Source organism: Streptomyces sp. CNQ085 (assembly GCF_022614595.1).
Taxonomy (GTDB): Bacteria; Actinomycetota; Actinomycetes; order Streptomycetales; family Streptomycetaceae; genus Streptomyces.
Window position 1 is genome coordinate 1 of the sequence record NZ_JAJFAU010000102.1, and the last position, 17,927, is coordinate 17,927.

Below are 17,927 nucleotides of genomic sequence, written 5' to 3' on the forward strand. Positions count from 1 at the left end.
CATCCCGGCCGGGATGCGCCGAGTGTGCGGGACGGAGCACGATACGTAAGCACCGTACGCCTTAACGGAAATGACAGTCGGGGCGTACGGCGCTACCGTCTTGATGTCGGCCGGTCCGGCCGGACCGGCCACCTCGGAGGAGGAACGTTGGAGTCGCAGGGCGAGCAGCGCACAGGACTGTTGTTCGGCTTCGCCGCCTACGGGATGTGGGGCCTGCTGCCGCTGTACTGGGCTCTGCTGGAGCCCGCCGGCGCCACCGAGGTCCTGGCGCACCGGATGGTGTGGTCGCTGCCCACCGCCCTGGTCATCCTGGCCGCGCTGCGCCGCTGGGCCTGGGTGCGCCCGCTGTTGCGCGACCCCCGCAAGCTCGGGCTGATCGCCCTGGCCGCCGGGTTGATATCGGTCAACTGGGGGCTGTTCATCTGGGCGGTCGGGACCGGGAAGGTCATCGAGGCCTCACTCGGCTACTTCATCAACCCGCTGATATCCATCGCCCTCGGCGTCCTGCTGCTGCGCGAACGGCTGCGGCCCGCCCAGTGGGTGGCCGTCGGCATCGGGGCGCTGGCGGTGGGTGTGATGACCGTCGCGTACGGCCGGCTGCCCTGGCTCTCGCTCGCCCTGGCCGTCACCTTCGCACTCTACGGACTGATCAAGAAGGGCGTCCGGCTGGACGGGGTGGCGAGCTTCGGAGCCGAGACGGCCGTGCAGTTCCTGCCCGCCGTCGCCTTCCTGGTCCTCCTGGGCTCGCGGGACGAGGCCACCTTCGCCACCGAGGGGGCCGGGCACGCACTGCTGCTCTCCCTGGCCGGACTGGCCACCGCACTGCCGCTGATCTTCTTCGGCGGGGCGGCCGTACGGCTGCCGCTGTCCACGATCGGCCTGCTGCAGTACCTGGCGCCCGCCTCGATGTTCCTGCTGGGCCTGCTGGCCTTCGACGAGGAGATGCCGCCCGAGCGCTGGGCCGGCTTCCTGCTCGTCTGGGCTGCGCTGTGCCTGCTCACCTGGGAAGCCCTGCACACCGCACGCCGCTCGCGGGCACGCCTGCGGGCGGCGGCCGCGTCCGCACTGACACCGCGGACGGGCGGCGGAGAGGCCGAGGGCGCGGAGCCCGGAAGGACCGGCCGTCCGGCGGACCGCCCGGCGGTGGCGGGCACACCGTCGGACGCCGCGAAGAACTGACCCCGGAGGCCGGCCGCGGCCGGTCTCCCGGTTCCGGCCGGCCCTCCGTAAAGGAACCCCAAAGGAGGGAACGGCCGGAACCGGCCTTTTCCCGGCGTAACGCGAGGGTGCGCCACGTCAGCACGGTAGCGTCCGATATTCGGATACATATGTCCGAATGTCGCCCTTGACGACACGCTGGCACCCCATCAGCATCCTGTCCACGTCAACCCCCGCAGGAGGCATGGTGCCCACTCACGCCGGACGCCGGCTCCCCCGACGATCCTCCCTCCACCGCGCCGGACTCGGAGCCGGACTCGCCGGCGTGCTCGCCGCCGGGCTGCTCACCGCGACGACCGCCCCGGCCACGGCCGAAACCGCCCCAGCCGCCCCAGCCGCCCCGGCGCCGGACATCCCGCTCACCAACGTCAAGGCGCACCTCTCGCAGTTCCAGGCGATCGCGGGCGCCAACGGCGGCAACCGTGCCCACGGCCGCCCCGGTTACCGGGCGTCGGTCGACTACGTCAAGGGCGAGCTGGACGCCGCCGGCTACACCACCACCCTCCAGCAGTTCACCTACAACGGGACCACCGGCTACAACCTGATCGCCGACTGGCCCGGTGGCGACAGCGGCGCCGTCCTCATGTCCGGGGCGCACCTGGACTCGGTCAGCAGCGGCGCCGGCATCAACGACAACGGCTCCGGCTCCGCCGCCGTCCTGGAGACCGCCCTGGCCGTGGCCCGTGCGGGGTACCAGCCCGACAAGCACCTGCGGTTCGCCTGGTGGGGGGCCGAGGAACTCGGTCTGGTGGGCTCGAAGCACTACGTCAACAGCCTCTCCTCCACGGAGCGGTCGAGGATCGACGGCTACCTCAACTTCGACATGATCGGCTCGCCGAACGCCGGCTACTTCGTCTACGACGACGATCCGGCCATCGAGAGGGTCTTCAAGGACTGGTTCGCCGCCAAGGGCATCCCGACCGAGATCGAGACGGAGGGTGACGGACGGTCCGACCACGCTCCGTTCAAGAGCGCGGGCGTCCCCGTCGGCGGGCTGTTCACCGGCGCCGGACGCGTCAAGACCAGCGCCCAGGCGCAGAAGTGGGGCGGCACCGCCGGGCAGGCCTTCGACCGCTGCTACCACTCCTCCTGCGACACCACCGCCAACGTCAACGACACCGCCCTGGACCGCAACAGCGACGCCGCCGCCCACGCGGTGTGGACGCTGAGCTCGGGCGCCACCACCCCGCCGCCGGACGGCGACACCTTCGAGAACACGGACGACCACCAGATCCCGGACCCGGGCACCGTGGAGTCCCCGGTCTCCGTCACCGGCCTCGCCGGAAACGCCCCGAGCGACCTCGAAGTCGGTGTCGACATCAGGCACACCTACCGCGGTGATCTGGTCATCGACCTGGTGGCGCCCGACGGCAGCAGCTACCGGCTGAAGAACTCCGGCTGGGACTCGGGCGACGACGTGATCACCACCTACACCGTCAACGCCTCCTCCGAGGCGGCCTCCGGCACCTGGAGACTGCGCGTGCGGGACGTGTACCGCAGCGACTCCGGCTACATCGACAGCTGGAAGCTCACCTTCTGACCCGTCCGGCTCCTCCGGTCCTCGTCCCGGTCCCGCCCGCCGGTCCGCCCCGCCGGACCGGTGGGCGGGCGATCGCCGCGAGCCCGTGGTCACTCCCCCCCCTCCCGGCGGGTGCGCAGCGCCCGGACCTTGTGGCGGTTGCCGCAGCGCTCCATCGAGCACCAGCGGCGGCGTCCGGGCCGCGAGGTGTCCACGAAGACCAGGCGGCAGTCGTCCGACGCGCACTCACGTATCCGGTGTGCGTACGGGCCGCCGAACAGGTCGACGGCGTCACGCGCGACGGTCGAGAGCAGGTGCGTGCCGGTCGCGCCCGGCCCCCATTCCCTCGTCCAGCCTCGTCCGCCGTCCTGCCGCAACCGCACCGGCAGCGGCGGACAGGACGCGGCCTCGTTGACCGCCGCCACGTCCTGCGGGCGCGGCGTACGTCCGTGCACCCGGTCCACCGCCATCCGCCACAGCGTGGCGCGCAGCTCCCTGGCGGCGGTCAGCTCCGCCTCCGTCACCTCGATCGACGGTGCGGGACGCAGCCGGGAGCGGGCGGCCCAGACCGCGAGGTTGACCGGCTCGTGCAGCACCTCGCGGCGGGCGTGGCTCCCGGCCCCGCCCGTCGGCAGCAGTTCCAGGCACAGGGCACCCGGGTCGAAGCGGTAGGGCACCCCTTCGGGTGAGTGCAGCATCAGACCTGTTGCGGACTCCGTCACGTAACCACTATAACTGGTTACCGATCAAGGGGAAGACGGCGGACGGGAGACGGGACGATGGCGGAGTCCTCGGGCACGGCGGGTTCGGCGGACGGGGCGGATTCGGCGGACGGCGCTCACGAGGTGCTGGGCTGGAAACTCGTGATCGACTGCGCGGACCCGCACCGGCTGGCCGACTTCTGGGCCGCGGCCCTGGGATACCGGGTGGAGGACAACAGCACCCTGATCGAGCGCCTGCTCGGTGTCGGTGCCGTGGGTGAGGACATTCTGGTCGAGCACCATGGCCGCCGCGCCTGGCGCGACCTGGCGGCGGCACGCCATCCGGAGGACCCGGCCGACCCCGACAGCGGCGCGGGGCTGGGACGGCGTCTGCTCTTCCAGCGGGTCCCGGAGGCGAAGACGGTCAAGAACCGCCTGCACATCGATGTCCATTCGGGCCCCGGCCGGCGTGAGGAGACCGTTGCCCGGCTGGAGGGCCTGGGCGCGGCGGTCATACGGCAGGTGAGAGAGCCGGGCGGTGAGTGGACGGTGATGACGGATCCCGAACGTAATGAATTCTGCGTGGCATGAGGAGGGCGGACCGGGGCGTCGCTCGGGCGGCTCAGACAGTGACGTCCCGGCCGGCGAACCGGGCCCATGCGCCGCCGCCGGACCGAGGCGCTGCTTCAGCCCAGCGAGTACGCCCGTGCCCTCTTGCGTGCGGCGGCCGTGAGCCCCACCCGTTCCAGTGCCTCTTCCACCCGGGCCGCACGGGTGCGGGGATCGGCGGTCGAATCGGCCGCGTCCAGCCGCAGCTGGTTGTCACGGCCAGGAGGAAGCCGTACGGCGCCGGGCCCTCGATCAGCGCGCCCACCCGCGGCAGCACCCGCCGGGCCGCGTCCGGCATCGGCTCGCCCAGCAGCCGCGCGCTGCCACCGCTGGGCTCGATCAGTCCGAACAGCATCCGGATCGTGGTCGTCCTGCCCGAACCGTTGGGCCCCAGGAAACCGAAGACACTGCCGCGCGGCACCGCCAGGTCGAGGCCGTCCACGGCGAGCTGTCCGCCGCGGGACCGGGCGGCGGGCGCGCTATCCGGCCCGGCCGGCGGAGTCGGCCGCCTTGACCAGCCCCTCACGGGTGACGGCTCCGACGTACACGGTGCCGTCATCGGTGATCAGGGCGTTGACGAGGCGGGTGCCGAAGAACCGGCCGGTGCCGAAGTCGCCCTTGACCTCCTCGGTGAAGCCGTCGAGCAGCCCGCGCACCTCGGGCGTCGCCTCCTGCCCGGCGTCCTTGCCGGGGCCGGTGCCGGGCACCGGGCCTCCGCCGGGCAGTTCGATCCGGGCGACCGAGTTCCAGCCCTCACCGACGACCTCCAGGCCGGACGGCGGTCCCCCTGCACCGTCCAGGCCCTTGCCCTCGGTGCCACCGCCGCCCTCGTGCGGCGTCCCGCCGGAGCCGTTCCGCTTGCCGTCGAGCCTCTCCTCGGTGACCTTCGCGCCCTTCGGCGGCTTGAAGGCGAAAGTATCGGCGTCCGGTTTGGCGAACTTCACCTCGGTGAAGCCCACGTCGACGGCGGCCTTTCCGCCGTCCTGGGGGGTGAGTGTGAACCTCAGCGGCACACCGCTGTCCGCGTCCACCGCGATCCGCACCGAACCGACCGTGCTGTCCGGCTGCCTCGGCTCGACCAGCAGCTGGTAGGCATCCTGTCCGGCGACCTTCGCCGTACCGTCGACGGTGACCGAGGTGGTGGCGTCGACGGCCTTGAGAACCTCCTGGGCGGCCTTCTGCGGGGTCGCCTTCTCCAGCCCCCCGGGGACCTCCCCCCGGCTGGCTCCCCGCTCGGTCTCCCGCGGGAGGACGGTGTGGTGGACGGTGTCGGAGGCACTGTCGTACGCCCACACGTCACCGCCGTTGCGGATGAGGCTGTACTCCGCGGCCTTCTCCACGATCGAGAGGCGCTGTCTGTCCGGTCCGTCCACCGCCACGCGCAGGGTGTGGGATCCGGAGGCCAGCTCGGTGAGCCTGCCACGCGGATCGGCGCTCCCGGAGCCGTCCCCGCCGCTCTCCTCCCGGCCGCCGCCGTAGCCGCCCGAGCCCATGCCGGGCAGAGCCGGCAGACCGAGGTCGGTGGTGATCCTCACCGTCCCGGACAGCTGCTGGGTGTCCGAGGCCGCGATCTTCGCGACCAGCTCCTCGGCGGTGATCTTCGCCAGATCCGGGCTGCCGCCGGAACTGGCCAGTGCCGGTACGAGGCCGACGGCCACCACCGTCGCTCCGGCCACGGTCGCCGGCACCGCGTAACGCAACGTCTTCTTCATCGGTCGGGTCCGTGCCATGTGTGCCCTTACCTCCGTGATCGGCGGCGGTTCGTCCGTACGTCGCACTCGTCAACCCCTGGCCGCCATTCTCACCCATTCCGGTGCGGGGTGACGGTGTCAATCCCACCAAATTGCTCCGGACAGGGCGTCAGACGACAGGGTCGAGCCGGTCTACTCCCGAGGTATGACAACCGCCGGCGCCGCCTCGTCCCACGGGCACCGCGCGCGGCTCCCCGCCCCCTCCCCGAGGCGTACGGACCCTTCCGGGTCGGGGCGGACGGCACCCTCGGCGCGGTCAGCCCGCGCGGTGGACCACCGAGTCGCACAGATAGGAGAGGGCCTCCTTGGCCGCGCAGTCCGGCAGGGGCGCCAGGACGTTGCGGGCCTCGTCCGCACAGCGGATCGTGTCGCGTCGCGCCTCCTCCAGCGCCGGATGTGCGCGCAGTCCCGCCAGCGCCTCCGCGTGCCGGGTGTCATCGCTCAGATCGCCGTCCAGTAGCGCGCACAGGGCCAGGTCCTCCGGCGAGCCGCCGCGGGCCGCACGGGCGCGCAGACGCAGGACCGGCAGCGTCGCGATGCCCTCCCGCAGGTCCGTGCCGGGGGTCTTGCCGGACTCGTGGGAGTCACTGACGATGTCGAGCACGTCGTCGGCCAGCTGGAAGGCGGTACCGATCCGCTCTCCGTACTGGGTGAGGATGTCCACGACGCTCTCGTCCGCGCCCGACATCATCGCGCCGAAGCGCCCGGCCACCGCGATCAGCGAGCCGGTCTTGCCCGCGATCACGTCGAGGTAGTGGGCGATCGGGTCGTCGCCCTCCCGCGGTCCCGCCGTCTCCAGGATCTGCCCGGTCACGAGCCGCTCGAACGCCTCGGCCTGGATCCGGACCGCCTCCGGCCCCAGGTCGGCCAGGATGTGCGAGGCCCGGGCGAAGAGGAAGTCGCCGGTGAGGACGGCCACGGAGTTGTCCCAGCGGGCGTTGGCGCTGGGCACTCCGCGCCGCACGTCCGCCTCGTCCATCACGTCGTCGTGGTAGAGCGTCGCCAGATGTGTCAGCTCCACGACCACCGCCGAGGGCACCACCCCCGGGGCGTGCGGATCGCCGAACTGCGCCGCCAGCATCACCAGCAACGGGCGGAACCTCTTCCCGCCGGCCCGCACCAGATGCTGCGCGGCTTCCGTTATGAAGGGCACGCCGCTCTTGGTGGCCTCGACGAGGCCCTCCTCGACCGCCGCCAACCCCGCCTGGACATCGGTTTCCAGCGCATGGTCCCGCACGCTCAGCCCGAAGGGCCCGACGACGGTCACGAGGGGTACTCCTGTCTGCGTACGATCAGCCAACGATCACGCGGCTCGTCGCGGCATACGCGGTGTGTCGCCGTACCGCCGGGCCGCTGTCGCCATCGTCATCCCTGGCAGCGTAGCCGGTCCCGAGGGGATCACGACCGTCGCGTTACCTCTGTGACGGAGGCCGCGTCCGGGCCCTTCCCGGGGCCCCGCAGCGGGTCGCTTCTGCCGCGGATCACCACCGCGTAGCCTGTTCGCGGCCCTGACCGGCGACGACCTCGAAGGCGAGGCACCTCACCCATGTCCGACGCGACCCCGCTCGAACTGTCCGAAGGCGATCTCTTCGGCCCGGAGAACCTGCCCTACGGCGTCTTCACCACCGAGGACGACCCCGATCTGCGCCGGATCGGCGTGCGCTACGGCCCGTACGTCCTGGACGCGGGCTCGGCGGCCGACGCGTTCGGCTCGCCCTACACCGGCCTGCTCCAGAAGCCGGACCTCAACCCCCTGATGGCGGCGGGGCGCCCGGTCTGGCAGGCAGTGCGCGCGGAGCTGCGTTCCTGGCTGACCGCACCCGAGCACGCCGGCGCCGTCACGCAGTACCTGATCCGGCTCGAGGACGTCACCCTCCACCTCCCCTTCGAGGTGGCCGACTACGTCGACTTCTACGCCAGCGAGCACCATGCCACCAACGTCGGGCGGATCTTCCGTCCCGGCGGCGAACCGCTCACCCCCAACTGGAAGCACCTGCCGATCGGCTACCACGGCCGCTCCGGCACCGTCGTCGTCTCCGGCACCCCCGTCGTCCGCCCGCAGGGGCAGCGCAAGGCTCCCGACGAGGCCTCCCCCTCCTTCGGCCCGTCCCGCCGCCTGGACATCGAGGCGGAGGTCGGCTTTCTCGTCGGCGCCCCCTCCCGGCTGGCCGAACCGGTGCCGCAGGCTGACTTCCGGGAACACGTCTTCGGCGTCTGCCTGGTCAACGACTGGTCGGCACGCGACATCCAGGCCTGGGAGTACGTGCCGCTGGGCCCGTTCCTGGGGAAGTCCTTCGCGACCTCAGTCTCGGCCTGGGTCACCCCGCTGGACGCCCTCGACTCGGCCCGCACCGAACCGCCGCGGCGCACCCACCCGCTGCTGGACTACCTGGAGGACGCCGCGGGCGGGGAGCCGGGCGGGCTGGACCTGCGGATCTCGGTCTCCCTCAACGGACACACCATCGCCGAGCCCCCGTTCTCCGCGATGTACTGGACGGCCCCCCAGCAACTCGCCCACATGACCGTGAACGGCGCCTCGCTGCGCACCGGGGACCTCTTCGCCTCCGGCACCGTCAGCGGCCCCGAGGTGCGACAGCGCGGCTGCCTGCTGGAGCTGACCTGGTCCGGCCGCGACCCGGTCGGACTCCCCGACGGCGAGCGGACGTTCCTGGAGGACGGCGACGAGGTCGTCATCACTGCCTGGGCGCCGGGCCCGCACGGATCCCGCATCGGTCTGGGCGAGGTGTCCGGCCGCATCCACCCGGCCGCCGGCCGGGACACCTGACACCGCGCCGGCCCGGCCGGGAATCCGTCCCGGGCCGCCGGCGGGTGTCGCCTGCTAGTTTGACGTGTCCTTGCAGTACGCAGTGATACGCATAGGGGGACCATGTGCGCACATCGGCGCGGCACGCGGGAGCGACCGCCGCCTTGGCCGCAGCCCTGCTGGTGAGCGGCTGTGGAAGCGACGGCGACTCCGGGGAGCCCGGACCGGGAACGAGCTCCGGGCGGACCGCCGAGCCTACCGGCGGGGAGGCGGCGACCGGCGGGGTGAACGGCACCTGGAGCGCCGAGGGCGGCGGCAAGGCGATGGTGCTGAGCGTCAGCGGCGAGCAGGCGGCGCTGCTGGGCGAGACCACCTGCACGGGCACGGCCGACACCGGCGCCGATCCGGTCACCTTCACCCTCAAGTGCACCGACGGCAGCACCGACCGCACCAGGGGCACGGTGAAGAGCCTGGAGGGTGAGCGCCTCACCGTCGTCTGGGAGTCGGGCACCACCGACACCTTCACCAAGGTCGAGGTCCCCGAGGTCTCCACCGAGATCCCCGAGAGCGGCGGCCTGCCCAGCGGACTGCCCAGCGGTCTGGAGCTCCCCGCGGAATGAGCGCGCCCGGGTAGCGGAACCCGTGCACGACGGCGCGTACGGCGACGGCCGCCCGGCACGGACGCCGGACGGCCGTCGCCGTACGGGCGCCCTCAGCGGGCGAACACCCCAGCCTGGGAGGCGAGGTCCAGGAAGTACTGCGGGGCCACGCCCAGCACCAGGGTGACCGCCACACCGACGGCGATCGCCGTGGTGGTCAGCGGGCTCGGCACCGCGACCGACGGCCCCTCCACCTTCGGCTCGCTGAAGAACATCAGGACGATGACGCGGATGTAGAAGAACGCCGCGATGGCCGAGGCGATCACGCCCACGACCACCAGCGCCCCCGCGCCGCCCTCCGCAGCCGCCTTGAACACCGCGAACTTGCCCGCGAACCCGGAGGTCAGCGGAATGCCCGCGAAGGCCAGCAGGAAGACCGCGAAGACCGCGGCCACCAGCGGGGAACGGCGCCCCAGCCCCGCCCACTTGGACAGGTGCGTGGCCTCGCCGCCCGCGTCCCGCACCAGCGTCACCACGGCGAAGGCGCCGAGCGTGACGAAGGAGTAGGCCGCCAGGTAGAACAGCACCGAGGAGATGCCGGAGGGCGTCGCCGCGATCACACCGGCGAGGATGAAGCCCGCGTGCGCGATCGAGGAGTACGCCAGCAGCCGCTTGACGTCGGTCTGGGTGATGGCGATGACCGCGCCGACCAGCATCGACACGATCGCGACCCCCCACATCACCGGTCGCCAGTCCCAGGTGAGCCCCGGCAGTACGACGTACAGCAGCCGCAGCAGGGCGCCGAAGGCGGCGACCTTGGTGGCGGCGGCCATGAAGCCGGTCACGGGGGTCGGAGCGCCCTGGTAGACGTCCGGCGTCCACATGTGGAACGGCACGGCGCCGACCTTGAACAGCAGGCCCATCACCAGCAGCGCGCCGCCGATGAGCAGCAGTACGTCGTTGCCCGTCGTCCCGGCGAGCGCCTCGGTCGTGCCGCGGTTGGTGTCCGCGATCACCGACGCGATCTCCGCGTACTTCACGCTGCCCGCGTAGCCGTACAGCAGGGCGATACCGAAGAGCAGGAAGGCGGAGGAGAAGGCGCCCAGCAGGAAGTACTTGAGCGCGGCCTCCTGCGACATCAGCCGCTTGCGGCGGGCCAGCGCGCACAGCACGTACAGCGGGAGCGAGAAGACCTCCAGCGCGATGAAGAGCGTCAGCAGGTCGTTGGCAGCCGGGAAGACCAGCATGCCGCCGACCGCGAAGAGCAGCAGGGGGTAGACCTCGGTGGTGGTGAACCCGGCCCGCACCGCCGCCTTCTCGCCCTCGCCGCCGGGCACGGCCGCGCCTTCGGCGGCGAAGGAGTCCACGTGCCTGCCGTGCGCCCGCGGGTCGAGCCTGCGCTCGGCGAAGGTGAGGACCGCGACCAGCGAGACCAGCAGGATCACGCCCTGCAGGAAGAGCGCCGGCCCGTCGACGGCGAGGGCGCCCATGGCGACCAGCCCCGCCTCGGTGGTGGCCCGCCCTGCGGCGGCCAGCCCGACGACGGCCGCGAAGGCCGACGCCAGGGCCAGGCCCGCCAGCAGCGCCTGGGCGGCGTACCGCGCCCGGCGCGGCACGAACGCCTCGAGCAGGACGCCGACGACGGCGGCACCGATGACGATCAGCACCGGGGCGAGTTGCCCGTACTCGATGTCGGGCGCGGGGATGACCTCCTGCGCCCGCAGGGTGAGTTCCGTGGTGGTGCTCACTTGGCGGCCTCCACCTCAGGATCGGGGTCGGTCTTCTGCACGTCCGAGAGGGTGTGCTCGACCGCCGGGTTGACGATGTCCGTCAGCGGCTTGGGGAAGACGCCGAGGAGGACCAGCAGGGCGATCAGCGGTGCCACCACCGCCAGCTCGCGCTTCCTGAGATCGGGCATGCGCTCGACCCCGGGCCTGACCGGTCCGGTCATGGTTCGCTGGTAGAGCACCAGCACGTACAGCGCGGCCAGGACGATGCCGAACGTGGCGACGATCCCGGCGGCCGGGTAGCGGGTGAACGTGCCCACCAGAACCAGGAACTCGCTGACGAACGGCGCGAGCCCCGGCAGCGACAGGGTGGCGAGTCCGCCGATCAGGAAGGTGCCGGCCAGTACCGGGGCGACCTTCTGGACCCCGCCGTAGTCGGCGATGAGCCGGGAGCCGCGGCGCGAGATCAGGAAACCGGCGACCAGCATCAGGGCGGCGGTGGAGATCCCGTGGTTGACCATGTAGAGCGCCGCGCCGCCCTGGCCCTGGCTGGTCATCGCGAAGATCCCCAGGATGATGAAGCCGAAGTGGGAGATCGACGCGTAGGCGATCAGCCGCTTGATGTCGCGCTGGCCGATGGCGAGCAGGGCGCCGTAGACGATACTGACCAGCGCCAGTACCAGCACCACCGGGGTGGCCCAGGCGCTGGCCTCGGGGAAGAGCCCGAGGCAGAAGCGGAGCATCGCGAAGGTGCCGACCTTGTCGACGACCGCCGTGATGAGCACGGCGACCGGCGCGGTGGACTCGCCCATGGCGTTGGGCAGCCAGGTGTGCAGCGGCCACAGCGGCGCCTTGACCGCGAAGGCGAGGAAGAAGCCGAGGAACAGCAGCCGCTCGGTGTTCTGCGCCATCGCCAGCTCGCCGGAGGCGCGGGCCTCGACGATCGCCTGGAGGGAGAAGGTGCCCTCGCCCAGCTGGTCGGCGGTGACAGCGTACAGGCCGATCACCGCGGCCAGCATGATCAGGCCGCCGGCGAGGTTGTAGAGCAGGAACTTCACGGCCGCGTAGGAGCGCTGCTTGGCCGCCTCGCCCTCGTCGCGGGAACCCGCCCGGTCCCCGAAGCCTCCGATGAGGAAGTACATCGGGATGAGCATGGCCTCGAAGAAGACGTAGAAGAGGAAGACGTCCGTGGCCGCGAAGGAGACGATCACCATCGCCTCGACGGCCAGGATCAGCGCGAAGAAGCCCTGGGTGGGCCGCCACCGGCGGCGGTCGGGCTCCGGCTTCTCCAGGGGGTCGGCGTCGTGCCAGCCCGCCAGGACGACGAACGGGATCAGCAGGGCGGTCAGGGCGATCAGGGCGACCCCGATGCCGTCCACGCCCAGTTCGTAGCGGACGCCGAAGTCGGCGATCCAGGTGTGCGACTCGGTCAGTTGGTAGCGGTCGCCGCCGGGGTCGAAGCGGAAGGCCACGACCGCGGCGAGGACCAGGGTGGCCAGGGATACGGCCAGCGCCAGCCACTTGGCGGCGGTGCGCCGGGCGGCGGGTACGGCGGCGGTGGCGACCGCTCCGACCGCGGGCAGCGCGGCCAACGCCGTCAGCAGGGGAAATGACATGGGATCAGACCGCCCTCATCAGCAGGGTCGCGGCGACCAGGACCGCCGCACCGCCGAGCATCGAGACCGCGTAACTGCGGGCGTAACCGTTCTGGACCCGCCGCGACCGGCCGGACAGACCGCCGACCGCCGCGGCGGTGCCGTTGACGGCCCCGTCGACGACCTTGTGGTCGAGGTAGACCAGCCCGCGGGTGAGGTACTCGCCGGGTTTGACCAGCACCACGTGGTTGAAGTCGTCCTGGAGCAGGTCGCGGCGCGCGGCCCGGGTGAGCAGTGAGCCGCGCGGGGCGAGTGCGGGCACGGGCTTGCGCCCGTACCGCAGCCAGGCGGCGCCGACTCCGATGAGCAGGGCGACGACCGTGGCCGCGGTGACGGTGAGCGCGCTGACCGGCGGGTGCCCGTGCTCGAAGGGGACGACCGGCTCCAGCCAGTGGACGAACGCCTCGCCCCAGCTGAACAGACCGCCGGCGAAGACCGATCCGAAGGCCAGGACGATCATCGGTACCGTCATCGACTTCGGGGACTCGTGCGGGTGCGGCACCTCGTACTCGCTCCTGGTCCCTGCGGCCGGCTCCACGCCCGGTTCCCCGGGCGACGGGGTGGGGGCGTTGCGCCAGCGCTCCTCGCCGAAGAACGTCATCAGCATCACGCGCGTCATGTAGAACGCGGTGATGGCCGCGCCCAGCAGGGCCGCACCACCCAGGATCCAGCCCTCGGCGCCGCCCTTGGCGAAGGCCGCCTCGATGATCTTGTCCTTGGAGAAGAAGCCGGACAGACCGGGGAAGCCGATGATCGCCAGATAACCCAGCCCGAAGGTGACGAAGGTGATGGGCATGTACTTGCGCAGACCGCCGTAGCGGCGCATGTCCACCTCGTCGTTCATGCCGTGCATCACCGAGCCGGCGCCGAGGAAGAGCCCGGCCTTGAAGAAGCCGTGGGTGACCAGGTGCATGATCGCGAAGGCGTAGCCGATCGGGCCGAGGCCCGCGGCCAGCACCATGTAGCCGATCTGCGACATCGTCGAGCCCGCCAGGGCCTTCTTGATGTCGTCCTTGGCGCAACCGACGATCGCACCGAAGAGCAGCGTGACCGCGCCGACGGTGACCACCGCGGTCTGCGCGGCGGGCGCGGCGTCGAAGATCGCGCCGGAGCGGACGATCAGGTACACCCCGGCGGTGACCATCGTCGCGGCGTGGATGAGGGCGGAGACCGGGGTCGGGCCCTCCATCGCGTCGCCCAGCCAGGACTGGAGCGGCACCTGGGCGGACTTGCCGCAGGCCGCCAGCAGCAGCATCAGGCCGATGGCCGTCGCCGTGCCCTCGCTCGTCTCGCCCACCGACCCCAGCACCGGGGAGAAGGCGAAGGTGCCGAACGTGGTGAACATGATCATGATGGCGATGGACAGGCCGATGTCGCCGACGCGGTTGACGATGAACGCCTTCTTCGCCGCCGTCGCCGCGCTGGGCTTGTGCTGCCAGAAGCCGATCAGCAGGTACGAGGCGAGGCCCACGCCCTCCCAGCCGGCGTACAGCAGCAGGTAGTTGTCGGCGAGGACGAGCAGGAGCATCGCCGCGAGGAACAGGTTGAGGTAGCCGAAGAAGCGGCGCCGCCGCTCGTCGTGCTCCATGTAGCCGATCGAGTAGACGTGGATGAGCGTGCCCACGCCGGTGATCAGCAGGACGAAGGTCATCGACAGCTGGTCGAGCCGGAAGGCGACGTCGGCCTGGAAGCCGCCGACCGGGATCCAGCTGAAGAGGTGCTGGCTCAGGGTGCGGTCCTCGGCCTCGCGGCCGAGCATGTCGGCGAAGAGCACCGCGCCGAGGACGAAGGACGCGGCGGCCAGCGCCGTGCCGATCCAGTGGCCGGTGCGGTCCAGCCTCCGACCGCCGCACAGCAGCACCGCCGCGCCCAGCAGTGGCGCCGCGACGAGCAGTCCGATCAAAGTCTCCACTGTTCGCTACCCCTTACAGCTTCATCAGACTGGCGTCGTCGACCGAGGCCGAGTGGCGGGAGCGGAAGATCGTCACGATGATCGCCAGACCGACCACGACCTCGGCGGCCGCGACGACCATCGTGAAGAACGCGATGATCTGGCCGTCGAGGTTGCCGTGCAGCCGGGAGAAGGCGACGAGCGCGAGGTTGGCCGCGTTCAGCATCAGCTCGACGCTCATGAACACGACGATCGCGTTGCGCCGCAGCAGCACCCCGCTGGCCCCGATGGTGAACAGCAGTGCGGCCAGATAGAGGTAGTTGACCGGGTTCACTTGGCGGCCTCCCTGTCACGGTCTCCGGCGCGGTCCCCGTCTCCGTCGCGGTCTCGGTCCGCGGCCGGGGAGTCGTCCGGGGCGTCCTTGCGTACGTCCGCCGCGTCGCGCACGCCCCGCTCTCCGCTCTCGCCCCGGCCCAGGTACTCCCCGGTGCGCCGCTCCAGCGCCGCCAGGTCGGACAGCGCCTCGCGGGAGACGTCCCGGACCTGGCCGCGAGAGCGCAGCGTCCGGCTGACGGTGAGTTCGGAGGGTGTGCCGTCCGGCAGCAGGCCGGGAATGTCCACGGCGTTGTGCCGGGCGTACACGCCGGGCGCGGGCAGTGGCGGGAGGTGCTTGCCCTCGCGGACGCGCTTCTCGGCCATCTCGCGCTGGGTGTCGCGGCGCTCGGTGCGCTCGCGGTGGGTGAGCACCATGGCGGCGACGGCCGCGGTGACCAGGAGCGCGCCGGTGATCTCGAAGGCGAACACGTAGTCGGTGAAGATCGACCGGGCCAGGCCCTGGACGTTGCCGCCCGCGTTGGCCTCCGCCAGACCGGTGAAGGTGCCGACGGAGGCGTTGCCGATGCCGCCTACCAGCAGGATGCCGAAGCCGAGCCCGCACAGGACCGCCATCCAGCGCTGCCCCCTGATGGTCTCCTTCAGCGAGTCGGCGGCGGTGACGCCGACGAGCATCAGCACGAACAGGAAGAGCATCATGACCGCGCCGGTGTAGACGACGATCTGCACGATGCCCAGGAAGTAGGCGCCGTTGGCCAGGTAGAACACGGCCAGGACGATCATCGTCCCGGCCAGGCAGAGCGCCGAGTGCACAGACCGCTTCATCAGCACGGTCCCGAGCGCGCCCAGTACCGCGACGGTGCCAAGGATCCAGAACTGCACCGCCTCGCCGGTGGAGGTGGTGGAGGCGGCCGCCAGCAGGGTGCCGTTCACTTCTCGCTCACCGCCTCGGAGGCCGCCGGCTCGTCGGGACCGAAGGTGTCGGCGGCGGCCTGCGGGGACTCGTCCTTCGGGTTCTTCGAGTGGGCCTCCTGCCGGACCGTCCCCGCGGCGGCCTCGGTGACCAGTCCTCGGTAGTAGTCCTTCTCGGTCATGCCCGGGAAGATCGCGTGCGGGGTGTCGACCATGCCCTCCTCCAGACCGGCGAGCAGCTCCTCCTTGGTGTAGATGAGCGACTCGCGGCTCCGGTCGGCCAGTTCGTACTCGTTGGTCATGGTCAGCGCCCGGGTGGGGCACGCCTCGACACACAGGCCGCACAGGATGCAGCGCAGGTAGTTGATCTGGTAGACGCGCCCGTAGCGCTCACCGGGCGAGTAGCGCTCCTCGTCGGTGTTGTCCGCGCCCTCCACGTAGATCGCGTCGGCCGGGCAGGCCCAGGCACACAGCTCGCAGCCGACGCACTTCTCCAGCCCGTCCGGGTGCCGGTTGAGCTGGTGCCGGCCGTGGAAGCGCGGCGCGGTGGGCTTCTTCTGCTCGGGGTACTGCTCGGTGAGCCGCTTCTTGAACATGGCCTTGAAGGTCACGCCGAAGCCGGCCACCGGGTTCTCGAACTCAGGCATCGTCGGCCTCCCTGGCCTTGCCGGTCTCGCTGGACTCGCCGTCCGCGCCGGCCCCCACGCCCGCGGTCTCCCGCTCGCGGCGCGGCCGCCGACGCGGTACGGGCGGCAGGGTCTGCCCCGGCAGCGGCGGTACGGGGTAGCCGCCCGCCATCGGGTCGAAGGTCTCGTCTCCGGCCGCCTCCCGGGGCTTCTCATCCTCGCCGGCGCGCTCGCCGCGTGCGCGGACGGCGTCGTGGACGAAGGAGAGCAGGAGCAGCACCAGCGCCGCGCCGGCGACCCAGAGCACGATGTCGCCGAAGGCGTAGCCCTCGTTGCGCAGCGCCCGCACGGTGGCCACCAGCATCAGCCAGGCCAGCGAGACCGGGATGAGGACCTTCCAGCCCAGCTTCATGAACTGGTCGTAGCGCACGCGCGGGAGCGTGCCGCGCAGCCAGACGAAGAGGAACAGCAGCAGGTTCACCTTGACGACGAACCACAGCAGCGGCCACCAGCCCTGGTTGGCGCCCTCCCAGTAGGTGCTGATCGGCGCCGGGGCGCGCCAGCCGCCCAGGAAGAGGGTGACCGCCAGGGCAGAGACGGTGACCATGTGGACGTACTCGGCGAGCATGAAGAACGCGAACTTGATCGACGAGTACTCGGTGTTGAAGCCACCGACCAGGTCGCCCTCGGACTCGGGCATGTCGAAGGGCGCGCGGTGCGCCTCGCCGACCATCGCCACCATGTAGATGAGGAACGACACCGGCAGCAGCAGCGCGAACCAGGTGTCGGCCTGCGCCCCGACGATCGTCGAGGTGGACATCGACCCGGAGTAGAGGAAGACCGCCGCGAAGCTCAGGCCCATGGCGACCTCGTAGGAGATCACCTGGGCCGTGGCGCGCACACCGCCGAGCAGCGGGTAGGTGGAACCCGAGGACCAGCCGGCCAGCACCGTGCCGTAGGCGGCGATGGAGGCGGTGGCCAGGATGTACAGGATCGCCACCGGCAGGTCGGTGAGCTGCATCGCGGTGCGGGTGCCGAAGATCGACACCTCGTTGCCGGGCGGGCCGAAGGGGATCACCGCGATGGCCATGAAGGCCGGGATCGCGCCGATGATGGGGGCCAGGATGTAGACGGCCTTGTCGGCCGCCTTGACGTTGACGTCCTCCTTCAGCATCAGCTTCACACCGTCGGCCAGCGACTGGAGCATCCCCCATGGGCCGTGGCGGTTGGGGCCGATGCGCAGCTGCATCCAGGCGACGACCTTGCGCTCCATGACGATGGAGATCAGCACGGTCACCATCAGGAACGCGAAGCAGAACACGGCCTTGAGGCCGATCAGCCACCAGGGATCGGTGCCGAACATCGACAGGTCCTCGTCGGCGAGGAACCTCGTCCCGCCGACCGGGACGGACGGGCTCATCACGCCTCCACCCCCTTCGTCTCCTGCGGGCTCCCGGCGGCAGGGGCCGCCGGGGCCGCCGACAGCTTCACGAGCCGGCCGGGCACGGTGCCCAGACCGTCCAGGACACCGGATCCCGTGGAGTTCAGCGGCAGCCAGACCACGCGGTCGGGCATCTCGGTGATCTCCAGCGGCAGGGTGACCGGCCCGGCCGGGCCGGTCA

Annotated in this window: 16 protein-coding genes and 1 pseudogene; 5 read left to right on the forward strand and 12 right to left on the reverse strand. The window is 71.4% G+C overall.

The genetic code is table 11. The features are described from left to right. Positions 1–147: 147 nt before the first annotated feature. A complete protein-coding gene (gene rarD / locus LJ221_RS16825; RefSeq protein WP_241717551.1) occupies positions 148–1,179 on the forward strand; it encodes an EamA family transporter RarD in 1,032 nt (343 codons plus the stop codon). Between the two features lie 223 nt (positions 1,180–1,402). Further along, a complete protein-coding gene (locus LJ221_RS16830; protein WP_241717552.1) occupies positions 1,403–2,758 on the forward strand; it encodes a M28 family metallopeptidase in 1,356 nt (451 codons plus the stop codon). An 89-nt stretch (positions 2,759–2,847) separates the two neighbouring features. Here the strand turns inward: LJ221_RS16830 and LJ221_RS16835 are convergent, their stop codons facing one another. Then, a complete protein-coding gene (locus LJ221_RS16835) occupies positions 2,848–3,435 on the reverse strand; it encodes an ABATE domain-containing protein (protein ID WP_241717565.1) in 588 nt (195 codons plus the stop codon). A gap of 81 nt (positions 3,436–3,516) precedes the next feature. On the opposite strand from LJ221_RS16835, the gene LJ221_RS16840 reads away from it, so the two are divergent. Continuing rightward, a complete protein-coding gene (locus tag LJ221_RS16840; RefSeq protein ID WP_241717553.1) occupies positions 3,517–4,029 on the forward strand; it encodes a VOC family protein in 513 nt (170 codons plus the stop codon). Between the two features lie 69 nt (positions 4,030–4,098). Here LJ221_RS16840 and LJ221_RS23500 read toward each other — a convergent pair. From LJ221_RS23500 to LJ221_RS16855, 3 genes and pseudogenes are all read right to left on the reverse strand, one after another. Next, a pseudogene (locus LJ221_RS23500) lies at positions 4,099–4,606 on the reverse strand (ATP-binding cassette domain-containing protein); the annotation flags it as partial. Continuing rightward, positions 4,527–5,777: a DUF2092 domain-containing protein gene (locus LJ221_RS16850; protein WP_241717554.1), complete on the reverse strand. Its 1,251-nt coding sequence runs from the start codon at positions 5,775–5,777 to the stop codon at positions 4,527–4,529. The pseudogene LJ221_RS23500 and the gene LJ221_RS16850, both read right to left, overlap by 80 nt. A 277-nt stretch (positions 5,778–6,054) precedes the next feature. Continuing rightward, complete coding sequence (locus LJ221_RS16855) at positions 6,055–7,065, reverse strand: polyprenyl synthetase family protein (RefSeq protein ID WP_241717555.1); 1,011 nt, start codon at positions 7,063–7,065, stop codon at positions 6,055–6,057. 279 nt (positions 7,066–7,344) lie between these two features. Here LJ221_RS16855 and fahA point away from each other — a divergent pair, with 279 nt between their 5' ends. Then, complete coding sequence (gene fahA, locus LJ221_RS16860) at positions 7,345–8,583, forward strand: fumarylacetoacetase (RefSeq protein WP_241717556.1); 1,239 nt, start codon at positions 7,345–7,347, stop codon at positions 8,581–8,583. 143 nt (positions 8,584–8,726) lie between these two features. Next, positions 8,727–9,182: a hypothetical protein gene (locus LJ221_RS16865; RefSeq protein WP_241717557.1), complete on the forward strand. Its 456-nt coding sequence runs from the start codon at positions 8,727–8,729 to the stop codon at positions 9,180–9,182. A 92-nt stretch (positions 9,183–9,274) separates the two neighbouring features. On the opposite strand, the gene nuoN is transcribed toward LJ221_RS16865, so the two are convergent. The 8 genes from nuoN to LJ221_RS16905 all read right to left on the reverse strand — a co-directional run. Continuing rightward, entirely contained in the window at positions 9,275–10,909 is a 1,635-nt protein-coding gene (nuoN, locus tag LJ221_RS16870) for an NADH-quinone oxidoreductase subunit NuoN (RefSeq protein ID WP_241717558.1), read from the reverse strand. Beyond that, positions 10,906–12,504, reverse strand: coding sequence for an NADH-quinone oxidoreductase subunit M (locus tag LJ221_RS16875; RefSeq protein ID WP_241717559.1), 1,599 nt, complete (start codon positions 12,502–12,504; stop codon positions 10,906–10,908). The genes nuoN and LJ221_RS16875 overlap by 4 nt, the downstream gene beginning before the upstream one ends. A gap of 4 nt (positions 12,505–12,508) precedes the next feature. Further along, positions 12,509–14,455 (reverse strand): NADH-quinone oxidoreductase subunit L, encoded by a 1,947-nt coding sequence (gene nuoL / locus LJ221_RS16880; RefSeq protein ID WP_241717560.1) that lies wholly within the window; start codon positions 14,453–14,455, stop codon positions 12,509–12,511. Between the two features lie 13 nt (positions 14,456–14,468). Then, a complete protein-coding gene (nuoK, locus tag LJ221_RS16885) occupies positions 14,469–14,768 on the reverse strand; it encodes an NADH-quinone oxidoreductase subunit NuoK (RefSeq protein ID WP_093660472.1) in 300 nt (99 codons plus the stop codon). Continuing rightward, complete coding sequence (locus LJ221_RS16890) at positions 14,765–15,700, reverse strand: NADH-quinone oxidoreductase subunit J (RefSeq protein ID WP_241717561.1); 936 nt, start codon at positions 15,698–15,700, stop codon at positions 14,765–14,767. Before LJ221_RS16890 ends, nuoK begins: the two co-directional genes overlap by 4 nt. Then, positions 15,697–16,326: an NADH-quinone oxidoreductase subunit NuoI gene (gene nuoI / locus LJ221_RS16895; protein ID WP_241717562.1), complete on the reverse strand. Its 630-nt coding sequence runs from the start codon at positions 16,324–16,326 to the stop codon at positions 15,697–15,699. The genes LJ221_RS16890 and nuoI overlap by 4 nt, the downstream gene beginning before the upstream one ends. Continuing rightward, positions 16,319–17,725 (reverse strand): NADH-quinone oxidoreductase subunit NuoH, encoded by a 1,407-nt coding sequence (nuoH, locus tag LJ221_RS16900; RefSeq protein WP_241717563.1) that lies wholly within the window; start codon positions 17,723–17,725, stop codon positions 16,319–16,321. Before nuoH ends, nuoI begins: the two co-directional genes overlap by 8 nt. Next, positions 17,725–17,927, reverse strand: a 203-nt coding sequence (locus LJ221_RS16905) for a hypothetical protein (RefSeq protein ID WP_241717564.1), incomplete at its 5' end; no start/stop codon positions are given. The genes LJ221_RS16905 and nuoH, both read right to left, overlap by 1 nt.